Annotated in this window: 13 protein-coding genes; 7 read left to right on the forward strand and 6 right to left on the reverse strand. The window is 46.5% G+C overall.

Annotated elements, in window-relative coordinates; all coding sequences use genetic code 11:
- Positions 1-64: 64 nt before the first annotated feature.
- Positions 65-2,197 (reverse strand): nitrate reductase, encoded by a 2,133-nt coding sequence (locus tag NYE42_RS01765; protein ID WP_352426717.1) that lies wholly within the window; start codon positions 2,195-2,197, stop codon positions 65-67.
- Entirely contained in the window at positions 2,190-4,517 is a 2,328-nt protein-coding gene (nirB, locus tag NYE42_RS01770; RefSeq protein WP_352426718.1) for a nitrite reductase large subunit NirB, read from the reverse strand. Before nirB ends, NYE42_RS01765 begins: the two co-directional genes overlap by 8 nt.
- A gap of 180 nt (positions 4,518-4,697) precedes the next feature.
- Here nirB and NYE42_RS01775 point away from each other — a divergent pair, with 180 nt between their 5' ends.
- The 6 genes from NYE42_RS01775 (at position 4,698) to NYE42_RS01800 (ending at position 10,880) form a co-directional block, all read left to right on the forward strand.
- Entirely contained in the window at positions 4,698-5,903 is a 1,206-nt protein-coding gene (locus NYE42_RS01775; RefSeq protein ID WP_352426719.1) for a nitrate/nitrite transporter, read from the forward strand.
- Positions 5,904-6,091: 188 nt separating this feature from the next.
- Complete coding sequence (locus NYE42_RS01780) at positions 6,092-7,294, forward strand: GTP-binding protein (RefSeq protein WP_352426720.1); 1,203 nt, start codon at positions 6,092-6,094, stop codon at positions 7,292-7,294.
- A 64-nt stretch (positions 7,295-7,358) separates the two neighbouring features.
- The gene (locus tag NYE42_RS01785; protein ID WP_352426721.1) at positions 7,359-8,495 is read left to right on the forward strand and encodes a zinc-dependent alcohol dehydrogenase; all 1,137 of its coding nucleotides are present in this window, start codon (positions 7,359-7,361) and stop codon (positions 8,493-8,495) included.
- A 14-nt stretch (positions 8,496-8,509) separates the two neighbouring features.
- Positions 8,510-8,944 (forward strand): RDD family protein, encoded by a 435-nt coding sequence (locus tag NYE42_RS01790; RefSeq protein ID WP_352426722.1) that lies wholly within the window; start codon positions 8,510-8,512, stop codon positions 8,942-8,944.
- Positions 8,945-9,016: 72 nt separating this feature from the next.
- Positions 9,017-9,340, forward strand: a complete 324-nt coding sequence (locus tag NYE42_RS01795) for a YckD family protein (RefSeq protein WP_040221546.1) — start codon at positions 9,017-9,019, stop codon at positions 9,338-9,340.
- 103 nt (positions 9,341-9,443) lie between these two features.
- Complete coding sequence (locus tag NYE42_RS01800; RefSeq protein WP_352426723.1) at positions 9,444-10,880, forward strand: family 1 glycosylhydrolase; 1,437 nt, start codon at positions 9,444-9,446, stop codon at positions 10,878-10,880.
- 40 nt (positions 10,881-10,920) lie between these two features.
- Here NYE42_RS01800 and NYE42_RS01805 read toward each other — a convergent pair whose 3' ends face one another.
- The 4 genes from NYE42_RS01805 to hxlA form a co-directional block, all read right to left on the reverse strand.
- Complete coding sequence (locus tag NYE42_RS01805) at positions 10,921-11,319, reverse strand: competence protein ComJ (RefSeq protein WP_014416873.1); 399 nt, start codon at positions 11,317-11,319, stop codon at positions 10,921-10,923.
- 20 nt (positions 11,320-11,339) lie between these two features.
- Positions 11,340-11,777, reverse strand: a complete 438-nt coding sequence (locus NYE42_RS01810; protein WP_003156588.1) for a NucA/NucB deoxyribonuclease domain-containing protein — start codon at positions 11,775-11,777, stop codon at positions 11,340-11,342.
- A 356-nt stretch (positions 11,778-12,133) separates the two neighbouring features.
- Positions 12,134-12,691: a 6-phospho-3-hexuloisomerase gene (gene hxlB / locus NYE42_RS01815; RefSeq protein ID WP_007409354.1), complete on the reverse strand. Its 558-nt coding sequence runs from the start codon at positions 12,689-12,691 to the stop codon at positions 12,134-12,136.
- Positions 12,688-13,323: a 3-hexulose-6-phosphate synthase gene (gene hxlA, locus NYE42_RS01820; RefSeq protein WP_031378686.1), complete on the reverse strand. Its 636-nt coding sequence runs from the start codon at positions 13,321-13,323 to the stop codon at positions 12,688-12,690. Before hxlA ends, hxlB begins: the two co-directional genes overlap by 4 nt.
- 232 nt (positions 13,324-13,555) lie before the next feature.
- Between hxlA and NYE42_RS01825 the strand changes: the two genes are divergently transcribed.
- A complete protein-coding gene (locus NYE42_RS01825; RefSeq protein ID WP_012116770.1) occupies positions 13,556-13,918 on the forward strand; it encodes a helix-turn-helix domain-containing protein in 363 nt (120 codons plus the stop codon).
- The last annotated feature ends 265 nt before the right edge of the window (positions 13,919-14,183 follow it).

Genomic DNA, 14,183 nt, shown 5'->3' on the forward strand with positions numbered 1-14,183 from the left:
ATTTAAGATGCATGTTATGAAATGTAACAAAAAATACTAAAAAATCTAAAAATTTTATGAAAAATTATATAGGGCTGATTCGTACCGCACACATCTTAAAACCGGGCATTTTACAGTCCGGGTCCAAGGCTTCACCAATTAAATCGTTGACGTTTTGCGTGTCAGACCAATGGATGGGAACAAACAACGTGTCTTTTCGTACTTTCTCCGACCATCTGCTCCGGACCGTGATGCTGCCCCGGGGGGATTCTACTTTCACGAGAACACGGTCTTCGATATGATAGTCGGCCGCCGTTTTTGGGTGGATTTCCACAAAGGATTCGAAATGTCTTGCAGTCAGGGCAGAGCTTTTTCTCGTTTGGACACCCGTTAAGTAATGAGACATCACCCTTCCTGTGGTTAAATAAAGCGGATAGCCGGCGCTCGGTTTCTCTTTCGGGACGGCCGGTTCATTTGGAATCACGCTTAATTCAGCTCTGTGATCGGGATGGGCAAATGAGTGCTCAAACAATCGCCCGGTTCCGGGGTGATCCGCTTCAGGACATGGCCACTGAATGCCGCCTTCCCGCCTGAGCCTGTCATAGGTGATGCCTGCGTAATCAGCAATTCCGCCGCGGCTCGCTTCTCTCAGTTCGTTAAAGATTTCCTCCGACGAGGTATAGGGAAAATAATGCCCTTTACCAAGAGCCGAGGCAATGTCACAGATGATCTGCCAATCATGTTTCGCTTCTCCGGGACAGGTGCGGCTCGCTTCTCTTAATGTCACGCGGCCTTCTACATTTGTCATCGTGCCTTCGTCTTCCAAATAAGAGGAGGCGGGTAAAATCACATCCGCGAATGCCTCGGTCTCAGAAATAAATAAGTCAACTGCGACAAAGAATCTCAGTTTCTTGATTGCCTGCTTGACGAAATTCGCATTTGGGCCGGAAACAGCCGGATTGGAACACATGAGAAACAGTCCTTTGATGTCGCCGCTATCTATTTTTGCTATCATTTCATAGGCTGAGACGCCTTTGCGCGGCAGCTCATCCTGATGAATCCCCCACACCTTCGCAATGTGCGCCCGGTGTTCTTCAATTTCGATAGAACGGTAGCCCGGAAGCTGATCCGCTTTTTGGCCGTGTTCTCTCGCGCCTTGTCCGTTGCCTTGACCGGTAATCGCCCCGTAACCTGAGAAGGGCTTGCCGATTTTTCCCGTGATCAGCACCATATTTAAGAAAGCTTTCACTGCCGCGGTACCGTCAGTCTGCTGTTCGATCCCCCGCGCTGTAAACAGCATGCCGGATGTTTCCTTGGCAAACTTCACGGATGCCTTTCGTATATGCTCCAAAGGAACACTTGTCTGCTCGGAGATCTCTTTCAGATCCAAAGCGTCGGTATGCCGTTTGAGCTTATTGAATCCGTTTGTGCGTGTGCGGATAAAGTCTTTGTCTGTAAGCTGTTCGTCAATGCAGATTTTGACGAGTCCGTTTGCCAGGGCTGCGTCTGTGCCGGGCTTGATTTTCAGGTGAAGATCGGCTATTTTGGTCGTCGCCGTTTCCCGGGGATCAATGGCGATAATGTAAGCCCCGTTTTCTTTCGCTTTATCAAAATACGGCATGATCGTCGGCTGGCATTCGGCGATATTGGTGCCTGCCAGGATGATGACACGTGTATGCGGGATGTCCGATAATGGATTCGTCAGGCCCCTGTCCGCGCCGAATGTCTGGCCGGCCGCCGTTGCTGCGGCAGACATACAGAGCCGCCCGTTGTAATCGATGTATTTCGTCTGTAAGCCGACCCGTGCGAACTTTCCAAGCAGATAGGCTTCTTCATTTGTAATTGAGGCGCTCCCGTAGACAGCCATCGCATCATTGCCGTGTTCGGTTTGGATCAGATTGATTTGTTCCTTAATGCGATTCAGTGCTTCAGCCCAAGAGACAGGCACAAATTCACCGTTTTTTTTAAGCAGGGGGCGTGTAATGCGGGAAGAGTGCACGGCATGCTGATGGGCATTCATGCCTTTTGTACATAAACGGCCATGTGTCGTCGGATTATCAATGCCGATTGCAGTGTATTTCTTCCGTGCCGCGAAGGTTTGTTCCGTAAGCTGCATCTTGCATTGCATGCTGCAGAACGGGCATTGCGTCTCATATGTTTTTTCCGATTGGACATCTTGCAGTTTGTCACGGAAATAACGGAGCATCGGTTCAGTCAAAAAGCTTCATCCTTTCGTATGGCGTTTTCCCGGCAGACAGGTTTTGCAGCAGGGATATGTCTGAACGGAGATTTTTCAGAAGCTGTGTCCGCATATCTTCTTCAAAAAGCATTTCTCTGATATGGACGAGGCCGAGTCTGTCAACCCATTGATAAATCGCTTCGTTGTAGTGAGCTGTTTCGCGATAATATTGAATAAGGCCTTTCATCATAGCGGCGGTACTGTCTTCGTTATCCGTCACACAAAAAAGGCTGCCGGCGCGGGCTTGTTTTCCGCGGACGCCCCCGATATAAATCTCCCAGCCAGTTTGTGTCTGAAGCGCGCCGATATCCTGAATGTAAGCATCGGTGCAATTGTTTTCACATGACAAGCTGACGGATACATAAGCGGGTACGGCAAGCGTGTCGGTATCTCGTTCAATCCTGCTTGCCAGCTCTTGAAAGGAGCGATGCTGTCCGCACGTACATGCTTTGATTTGCATCGTCCAGCGGTGCCGGGGGGAGAAAACCGGCATGTTCAGTGCTTTTCTGATGCTTGCAAGGTCATTTGGCCTTATTCCGGAAAGCCTCAGCCGGTGACTGTCAGTCATCGAAACCTCGGGGATGCCGTATGCTTCGATGACGTCTGCGATGTTTTTGAGCTCTGCCGCACTTGTCAGTCCGCCGTACATTTGCGGAATCAGGGTGCATGTCTCTTCTGCCGATATTTCATTGAACTGCATAAAATCAGGCCGCGTCCTTTCCAAGTAATAGTGAAGCGCCGGAATACAAATGCGGCAGCCGTTTTCTGTTTTCCAGCCGCTCTCTCTCATTACCTCGGCGGCATCAGTGAACGGACGGCGCCGAATTTCGGCGATGACTTCTTCTTCCGTCAAATCGGTGCAGCCGCAAAACGAAGGCTGGCGGGAGGGTTTTGTGTAATCATCGCTCGCCATATACTTCAGCAAGTCTTCAACGAGCGGCCTGCATCCTCCGCAAGATCCGGACGCTTTTGTCATGTGCTTCACTTCCTCCGCGGTTTTTAAGCCATATTTGTTCACCGCTTCTTCAATGGAGCCCTTGGTCACTGAGCTGCATTGGCAAATGGTTTCATGGGGAGGCATGGATTCAAAGGATATACCGCCCTGATCCGGTTCCATGAGCTGTTTTTTCACGATGGAAATATCTCTTTGCTTCACAAGACTGTCGAGAAGCCGCTGTTTACCGCGCGTGTCCCCGAATAAAATAAAGCCGGCCGGTTTATCGTCCTCAAAGAGCGCTTTTTTGTAGATGCCTGCATGCTCATCATGGAACAATATGCCGGCTGTGTGCTCATCCTCGTGCACCTTTCCTGCCGACCATACATCAATACCGGCTATTTTTAAGGCTGCAGATTGTGCAAAGCCTTGAAACCCTTCGCACGGGACGCCGCATAGATGCTGCGCGAGCACTTTTCCCTGTTCATAAAGCGGCGGCGCCAATCCGTATACAATCCCGTCATGCTCCGCGCATTCACCGACGGCATACACATTCGGTTTGTTCGTCTGCATGAATTGATTGACGATGATTCCTCTGTTCACTGAAAGTCCGGCAGATGGAGCCAATCGGATATTGGGCCTCACACCGGCGGCCATGACAATCAGGTCTGCTTCTATGGAAGAACCGTCTTTGAAACGAATGGCTTCCGCCCGTGAGTTCCCTGTAATGGATGCCGTGCCTTTCTCTAAAAGAAAGACTAAGCCTTTTCGTTCCAGCTCTTTCTGCAGCAGGCGGGATGCCGTTTGATCAAGCTGTTTTTGCATAATGGCGGAAGAGTGGTGAATGACGCTGACGTCCATGCCGAGCTGCCGTAAGCCGACGGCCGCTTCAAGACCTAATAAACCGGCGCCGATGACCGCCGCCTTTTGATACCGGCCGGCCGCATTGATAAGGGATTGGCAGTCTTCTATTGTCCGAAAGCCGTACACACCTTCTTTATCTGCTCCGGGTATGGGGAGAATATAAGGAGAGGAGCCCGTTGCAAGGATGATTTGATCGTAAGTCATGCTGCGCTTCCGATCCGTTGTGACAACCTGCCGTTCTGTATCAATGTGTACAACCGTTTCTCCCGTGTAAAGCGTAATTCCGTTTTTTTCGTACCATTCGCGGCTATTCAGCGTAATGTCATCAAGCGAAACCTCACCTTGTAAAACGGAGGATAAGAGAATGCGATTGTAATTGGGATGAGGTTCGCTTCCGAAAATGACAATCTCAAACATGTCACGGTTCATCTTTAAAATGTGCTCAATACAGCGGATTCCGGCCATTCCGTTCCCTGCTGCAATTAATCGTTGTTTCTTCATTCGCCAAACCTCCTTTGCAGCTGCCTGTAAGATTGCTTCTCTATGAGAAATTATGGCACATTGCCTGATTAACGCATTAAATGTGTCGCATTATCTTACACATGTCTTTTCCGGTGAATGCCGGTCATATATTCTTGATTCAGCAATTTGAAATGATAGAAGACCGGAAAGGAGAATGTTATGAAGCTGTCGGAATTAAAAACAAGCGGTCATCCGCTCACTCTGCTCTGTTCCTTCTTATATTTTGATGTGAGTTTTATGATTTGGGTAATGCTGGGGGCGCTCGGCGTTTATATTTCTCAGGATTTCGGGTTATCTTCTTTTGAAAAAGGGTTTGTCGTGGCTCTGCCGATCTTATCAGGATCTGTGTTTCGGATCATTTTAGGTGTGTTAACGGACAGGATCGGGCCGAAGAAAACAGCTGTGATCGGGATGCTGATCACGATGATCCCGCTGCTTTGGGGGGCATTCGGCGGCCGTTCTTTGACTGAGCTGTATGCGATCGGCATTCTGCTGGGCGTAGCGGGCGCAAGTTTTGCTGTTGCGCTTCCGATGGCGAGCCGGTGGTATCCGCCTCACTTGCAGGGGCTTGCGATGGGGATAGCAGGTGCCGGCAACAGCGGCACTTTGTTTGCGACATTGTTCGGTCCCCGCCTTGCGGAACAGTTTGGGTGGCACAGTGTAATGGGAATTGCGCTTCTTCCGTTGATGATCGTTTTTATACTGTTTATCGTCATGGCGAAGGACTCTCCTGCACAGCCCGCACCGCAGCCGCTTAAAAACTACCTTCACGTTTTCAGGCAGAAGGAAACATGGTGTTTCTGTCTTCTGTACGGCGTCACTTTCGGAGGTTTTGTGGGATTATCAAGTTTTTTGGCGATTTTTTTCGTTGATCAATATCAATTGTCAAAAATCCATGCCGGTGATTTCGTCACAATATGTGTCGCAGCGGGCAGTTTTTTTCGCCCTGCAGGAGGCTGGATTTCAGACCGGGCGGGAGGTGCGAAAGTTCTGGCTGTACTGTTTGTCATCGCGGCTCTGTGTATGGCGGGAGTCAGCAGTCTGCCTCCGCTTTCAACGGTGATCGTTCTGCTGTTTATCGGAATGATGGCGCTCGGTATGGGCAACGGAGCGGTATTTCAGCTTGTCCCTCAGCACTTTGCAAAAGAAATCGGAATGGTGACGGGAATCGTCGGAGCAGCCGGCGGCATAGGGGGTTTTTTCCTTCCGAATATTTTAGGATCATTGAAGCAGATGACGGGAACTTATGCGATCGGTTTTATCTCTTTCTCATGTATCACATTGCTCGCATTTGTGCTTGTTCTGGCCGCAGGCTATTTTTGGAGAAAAAGCTGTAGCACTGAAAACAGTCCTGCGGATGTTTAAGTTTGGGCGGAAGACACGTATGACAGCGTGTCTTTTTTATGATTGATTATTTTTCACTTGATTTTAAACGGAGAATACATCAGAATAAATAGTAACGATTACGATTTATAATAATGTACATCATGATGATAATAAGGCAGGTGCAGGGTATAAATCGTAATCATTCTATTTTGTCAGGAGGCTATTTTATGAAAAAAATTCCGGTTACAGTATTGAGCGGCTATCTTGGTGCCGGAAAGACGACCGTTTTGAATCATATTTTACAAAACCGCAACGGTTTAAAAATTGCCGTCATCGTCAATGACATGAGCGAAGTAAATATAGACGCGGGCTTGGTGAAGCAGGGAGGCGGCTTGTCAAGGACGGATGAGAAACTCGTAGAATTATCCAACGGCTGTATCTGCTGCACGCTGCGTGAAGATTTATTAGTCGAAGTTGAGAAACTCGCGAAAGACGGCAGATTTGATTATATAGTGATTGAATCAACCGGGATCAGCGAACCGATTCCCGTTGCCCAGACATTTTCTTATATAGATGAAGAAATGGGCATTGATCTGACAACTTTCTGCAGGCTGGACACAATGGTGACCGTGGTGGATGCAAGCCGCTTCTGGCATGATTTCCAGTCCGGTGACAGCCTTCTTGACCGGAAGGAAGCAGCGGGAGAAGAGGATGAACGGGTGATTGCCGATTTATTAATTGACCAAATCGAGTTTTGTGATGTGCTCATTTTAAATAAATGCGACATGGTCGGCGAAAAAGAGCTTGAACAGCTGGAAACGGTTCTTCGCGCATTACAGCCCCGTGCCAGACTGATCCGGTCCGTCCGCGGAGAAGTGCCCGCCGAATACATATTGAATACCGGTTTATTTGAGTTTGAGGAAGCGAGTTCATCAGCAGGATGGATAAAGGAGCTGACGGCAGGTCATGAAGCGCACACTCCCGAAACGGAAGAGTACGGTATCACTTCGTTTGTGTACTCGCGGCGTTTGCCGTTTCATACCGTTCGTTTTGACAGCTGGCTGCATCAATCAATGCCTGACAGCATTGTGCGCGCAAAAGGAATTGCTTGGTGCGCAACCCGCAACAGCCTTGCGCTGCTGATGTCTCAGGCGGGTCCGGCGGTTTCGATTGAGCCTGTTTCTTATTGGGTGGCGGCAATGCCGAAACTTGAGCAGGAGCAGATCAAACAGCAGGAACCGGAGATTCTGGAAGATTGGGACGACCAATTCGGAGACCGTCATACGAACCTGGTGTTTATCGGAACAGATTTAGATGAAGCAGCCATTACAAAGGAATTGGATCAGTGCCTGCTCACGCCGTCTGAGTTCGATTCCGATTGGTCGCAGCTTGAAGATCCTTTTCAATGGGATATTCAGCGGGCCGAATAACATACCGGCCAAGTTTAGAAGCAGGTGAAAAGGGAAGGAGTGATGAAAAAGGAGCTGACCAAGTGTGAAAGCACTGACATACCAAGGAAAAGAACATATGGAAGTGAAAGAAGTCCCGGCACCCGCCATTCAAGATGAGAGAGATGTCATCGTTCGAATCACCGCAACCGGGGTATGCGGTTCAGACCTTCATTTATATAAAAACGGAATACCCGCCGATCCGGGTTATATCGTCGGGCATGAGCCGATGGGAATCGTTGAAGAAACGGGCAGTCAAGTCAAAAAGCTGAAAAAAGGCGACCGGGTCGTGATTCCTTTTAACATCGGCTGCGGAGAATGTCATTATTGCAAGCACCAGATGGAAAGCCAGTGTGATGAATCTAATCCAAATCCTCATACAGATGCCGGCGGCTTATTCGGTTTTTCGGAGTTTAACGGTAATTATCCCGGCGGGCAGGCTGAATATTTACGTGTTCCTTATGCTGATTTCTCTTCTTTTCTGGTTCCGGCAGACAGTGAGCTTGAAGATGAGCAGGTGCTGCTTCTGTCAGATGTCATGCCGACCGCCTTTTGGAGCGTCCAGCACAGCGGAGTGAAAAAAGGAGATACAGTCGTGATTCTGGGATCAGGTCCGATCGGTTTAATGGCGCAAAAATTCGCGTGGAAAAAAGGAGCTAAACGGGTTATTGCAGTTGATCAAGTCCCGCATCGCCTTGAACATGCGAGACGCATAAACGGAGCAGAGACCTTCAATTTTTCAGAACATGATGAGATCGGGAAACAGCTGCATGAACAAACGTCAGGGGGCGCGGATGTAGTGATTGATTGTGTCGGAATGGACGGCACGCCGCTTTCAAAAGAAAAAACAGAGCAAAAACCGAATCAGTTCGGAACGATCAGTCCGATTCTTACAGCATCAGAAGCCGTTAAGAAGTTCGGAACCGTGCAGCTCACGGGCGCATACATTTCTGAAGCGGACGGCTTTCCGCTCGGTGATTTTTTCACACGCAACGTTTCTTTGAAAATGGGCCAGGCACCCGTTATTCATCTGATGCCGATGCTGTATCAAATGATCGAACAAAATGAAATTGATCCGACGGATATCATTACACACAAAATGAGTCTTGCGGAAGCTCCTGCTGCATATGATATATTTGACAAAAAAGAAGATGGCAACATTAAAGTGATTTTAAAGCCATAGCGAGGAGAAACACGATGAATATTTACAGACCGGCGGGATTTTGGATCAGATTGGGAGCCGTGGTACTCGACTATTTAATTACTTCAGTGCCTTTGGCGATTATTTTTATGCTGGCAACAGGAAAAGATCCGAATGAGAGCACAATGATCAGCATCATTTTGACTCTTTATGCTATTTTGCTCCCTGTATACTGGAACGGTTATGTTATCGGCAAAAAGATCTGCGGTATCCGCATCGTCAAAAAAGACGGCACTCAGGTAGGCTTTTTCACTATGATTTTGAGAGTGCTTGTGGGCGGCCTGATATATGGCGTGACGTTTGGAATCGGTGTGATCGTGAGCGCATTCATGGTCGGAATGAGAGAAGACAGACGGTCAATCCACGATTTTGTAGCGGGAACGTATGTCACATACGCGCTGCCGGACGAATCGATTGAAAAGAGCGAATAATTTCGCTCTTTTTTTTGCATAAAAAATGGATGAGGGAGCAACATATAACAAACGTTAAAGGAGGAAAGAGTCATGAAAAAAGCTGCATTGTCTTTAGCTGTGTTTTTCATTACAGCAATGGTTTTCACAATGCCGGCACACGCCGCCGGAACAAAAATGCCTTCAACAATGTCACTCACGGAACAGCAGAAAAAAGAAATTGAATCACTTGAAAAAGAAGTGCTCGAAAAACGAAAACATGTTATATCCAAATATGTTGAGTACGGGGTCCTGCCGAAAGAAAAAGCAGAACATATTAAACAGCATATGGACAGGCGCTTTAACATGATGAAACAAAATGGGTTTGTCCCGAAGCCTCCGCCTCATAAATTGGAAAAGCGGCATCATCATTCTTAAGCATCCGGCAAGCCGGATGCTTTTTTGTTTTTATCGGGATTGCTCTGAAACGCGTTTCATAACGTATGATATCAATATCATACGCATCAGGAGGATGAAACACATGATACATAAAAAACAGGGCCTGTTCCCTGATACATTTCTATGGGGGTCAGCCTCGGCTGCCTATCAGGTTGAAGGAGCCTGGAATAAAGACGGTAAAGGACCTTCAGTATGGGACTTATTCACGAAAATACCGGGTAAAACGTTTAAAGGCTCAAATGGCGATACAGCAGTCGGCCATTATGAGCGTTATAAAGAAGATATCGCCTTGATGGCAGAAATGGGTTTGAAAGCTTACCGCTTTTCTGTCAGCTGGCCGAGAATTTTTCCGAATGGCAGAGAGGAAATCAACGAATCAGGGATCGCATTTTACGAAGACCTGATCGATGAATTGATTTCTAACGATATTGAGCCGGTGCTGACTCTTTATCATTGGGACTTGCCTCAGGCGCTGATGGATGAATACGGCGGCTTTGAATCAAGAAAAATTATTGATGATTTTAATGATTACTGCATTGCGTTATACAAAAGATTTGCCGGCAAGGTGAAATACTGGGTCACGTTAAACGAGCAGAATTATAATTTTCATAACGGGTTTATTACAGCTGCACATCCGCCCGGCGTAAAGGACAGAAAACGATTTTATGAAGCGAATCATATCGCATTTTTAGCTAATGCCAAAGCGATTGAATCCTTCAGACAATATGTTCCTGACGGCATGATCGGCCCGAGCTTCGCTTATTCACCGGCTTATCCGCTTACAAGTCATCCTGAAGACATAACTGCATTTGAAAACGCAGAGGAATTTATGAATCATTGGTGGCTTGATATGTATTGCCGGGGGACTTATCCGCAAATTCCTTTCAATTATTTAAAGGAAAAGGGCTGGGCGCCCGCCATTGAAGCCGGGGATATGGAATTGCTTGCAAAAGGCAAGCCGGATTTTATCGGTGTTAATTATTATCAGACGATTACGTACGAAAGAAATCCTCTTGACGGTGTATCGGAGGGGAAAATGAACACGACTGGTCAGAAAGGGACAAACCAGGATACCGGTATACCGGGGCTGTTTAAAACGAAAAAGAATCCTAACCTCGTGACGAGTAATTGGGATTGGACGATTGACCCGATAGGTCTGCGCATCGGCCTCCGGCGTATAACGAGCCGCTATGAGCTGCCGGTTTTTATAACAGAAAACGGGCTGGGGGAATTCGATAAAATAGAAGAAGACGGCTCAATTCAGGATGACTACAGAATTGACTATTTACGCTCCCATCTTGAACAGTGCAGAGAGGCCATTAGTGACGGAGTTCATCTCATCGGCTACTGCAGCTGGTCATTCACGGATCTGTTAAGCTGGCTGAACGGCTATCAAAAACGCTACGGTTTTGTCTATATCAATCGAGATGAAGAAGATGAAAAGGATTTGAAACGGATCAGGAAAAAAAGTTTTTATTGGTACCAGAATGTAATTGAAACAAACGGTAAAAGTTTATAAAAGTTCCCTGAGAGAAATAAGATTCTCTCAGGGATTTCTTTTACATTGCGGCTGCATCAATAATATACGTATCCGCATGAAGATCGGATATTTCGGCAGGCACTGAATAACAGGTAAGGCTGTATCGGCCTTTCGGAATATTAAAAGAAAGCCGCTTTGACATCACGCTTTCAATCTCAATTCCATCTTTTACAGCCTCAAAGGGAACAGTCGCTTTTTTCTCATAGGATGGTACCGGTTCACTTGTGTTAAGCCTGAGAACGATAAATGCCCTCGTATTTCTCCTTGCCTCAAATGAAACAGCTCCGTCAGCTTCCGCATATCCTTTTTCAATGGCTTCATCGGTCCAATCGATAACAGGCGGTTCTGAATCTTTTTGGAAGATTGTAAATTGATGATAAGAAATGGCCAGTTCTTGCGGTTTCCATGATTTAATCAATGCGCTGTTCCTCCTGTTTTTTACTTGATTTTAAATAATACTCTCGTTCCGTCGGGATCATTGGTAAGCTGGTGTCCGACCCATGAGCCGGCTCCGCGGTTGTCTGCCGGAGAAATATATTCTACGGAGGCGTTGTTTCCGCCCTGTTTACAAACCGCCATCGGCCATTCATCTCTATCGTATCCCGTTTTGACGGGCACATGTTTAAGAGATTGCTCACGCCGCTTATGTACTCCGTCTCTGTCAATGGTGCATATGCTGGAATGTCCTTCTTTTATCGCGTCCTTAATATGCTTTGCTGTTTCCGGATATCGATCGGACGGAAATAAGATTACTTTGTCGTAATCACTCTTCTGAACGGTCTGCTCGTTATCTGAGAAAAGATCACCCTTGATCAGGGCCGCGACTGCTCCGGCAATGATGATAAGAACAAGCAGCAGTGCTTTTAATGTTTTCAAGAGTATCAATCACCTCCAGTTTTAATTGCTGTAAAGCTGGTCCAAGAATAAAGCAGAATCGGGTTGCTGTAAAGCTGTTAAAATATATTTCTCAGCCGCAATTCAGCTGAATATCTGTAAAACCATCCGCACAAATCAACTTTATTCATTAAAAATTCGATCAGAAAGTGTTTTTTGCCGTTTCCCTATTCAGAAATGAATAGTTGCGGGTGTATCGTCAATTGACTTATTATAGCGATAAGCTCACCGCAGGATATCTTTGTCTGCGAGTGTCCGACCCGAAAACCTTGGCCTGCATGACCGGGCGCAACAAGACGATAAAAAGACGGCCATCTGATAAGAAGGCCGTCAGCAAATCATTCCAGATTCGCATGCTTTGTAAACATGTCTGCTGAATTCAATTCTTTTTTCTCCATGATTTTTAGAATAACCGCATCGTAAAACAGCAGAAGAGTTTGTTCGAATAAAGAACCCATCGGCTGAATCGTCTTTCTGTCTCCGCCGGTCTCTTCCTTAGGAGAGCCGGGAATCGTTATTGTAAGATCCGCAAGTTTGCCGAGACTTGAGTCGGGGTTAATCGTTAATGCAGTGATGATGCCGTTAAGGCTTTTGGCTTTTTCAGCCGTATGAAGCAGACTTTTTGTTTCGCCTGAGCCTGAGCCGATGATGACGAGACCGCCTTCTTGGAGGGGAGGGGTAAGCGTCTCACCGACGATGTAAGCGTTCAGACCGATGTGCATCATCCTCATGGCGAACGCTTTAGCCATAAAGCCGGAACGTCCCGCTCCGGACGTGAAGATTTGATCTGCCGATAAAATCTGATCCGCAAGCTTGTCAGCTTCACTGTCGGATATTAATGCTGCGGTGCGGGATATTTCATTTAGTATTTCATGTAAGTATTCAGTCGTTTTCATGATCCTTGTGTGATCAGCTGTTTCATTTTAGCAGCAGCATCCGCTTTATTGTCAGCTCCCGTAATGCCTCCGCCGACAATGATTAAATCTGGGTTTTGTTTGATGGCTTCAGGAAGCGTATCAAGTTTAATGCCTCCGGCAATTGCGGTTTTAGCGCTCTTGACCGCTTTTTTAATCGCCGTCAGTTCCTCGAATGAATTTTTTCCTTCTGCTTGAAGATCATAACCTGTGTGAACACAAATATAATCAACACCGAGCTGGTCAATTTCTTTTGCCCGTGTTTCAAGGTTTTTTACGTTAATCATGTCGACGAGAATTTTTTTCTGCTGTTTTTTTGCTTCGGCAACCGCCCCTTTGATTGTTGAGTCGTCTGTCGCTCCTAAAACGGTGATGATGTCGGCTCCCGCTTCTGCCGCTTTCATGATCTCGTAGCCGCCTGCATCCATGATTTTAAGATCGGCAAGCACTTTCAAGTGAGGAAAGGCTGATTTCATTTCCTGTACGGCTTTCAGGCCTTCATTAATGACAACGGGAGTGCCGATTTCTACAACATCTATATATGGTTCGACCTCTTTCACAAGTTCAATTGCTTCCGGGATATTCACTAAGTCTAATGCCAGCTGTAATTCCACTTTATATCCACTCCTCTTTTTTATGTATTTTCATTCTATAGAGTGCCCCGCATGTTGAGAAGTACGCACTTTGAAGTCTAATAGTTACTTTGAGGATACTGTCCCAAGCAGGCAATGCGCTTTGTTTCAGCAAAACTGCGTGGTAGTATAAACTGATGAAAGTTGTGTAAAAAAGTAAGCGTGTATGAATAGATGATCAACGTACAAAAAGTAAGAGGAAGGAGAATGGCCCGTGAGCCGAATGGATAAGAAAACGTTTAATTGCGAAAAGGAATTGACGCTTGCCGTGATAGGCGGGAAGTGGAAAATGCTGATTATGTGGCACTTGGGAAAAGAAGGGACGAAGCGGTTTAATGAGCTGAAAGCTTTAATTCCGGATATTACGCACAAAATTCTTGTGAATCAGCTCAGGGAGCTGGAGCAGGATCTGATCGTTCACAGGGAAGTTTACCCTGTCGTCCCTCCGAAAGTGGAGTATTCTTTAACGGCGCAAGGAGAAAGCCTTATGCCGATTCTGGACGCCATGTATAAGTGGGGAAAAGATTATATGGAATTAATCAACATTGATAAAACTGCAATAAAGGAATCTTTTTGAAGTGCTCTATGTAAAATAGAGTGCTTTTTTTGCGGTTTAATGAAATCATATTGCGAACATTCGGACCGTCTGTTTCGGTTCTTGCGCTGTTTTTTCCGGGTCAGCTTACGTACGTAAATTTTTTTCATTCTGCCATAACTGGATATTCGACAGATTTTCATTATAGTTTAAAGATTTTTAATTTTACGTAAATAATATTTTTGAAAATAAATTGCGGGATGCCGCAAAATACCCTCTGGATTTGTCGGAATTTTTTTCGGTGTGC

The organism is Bacillus sp. FSL K6-2865, from assembly GCF_040311405.1.
GTDB lineage: Bacteria > Bacillota > Bacilli > Bacillales > Bacillaceae > Bacillus > Bacillus velezensis.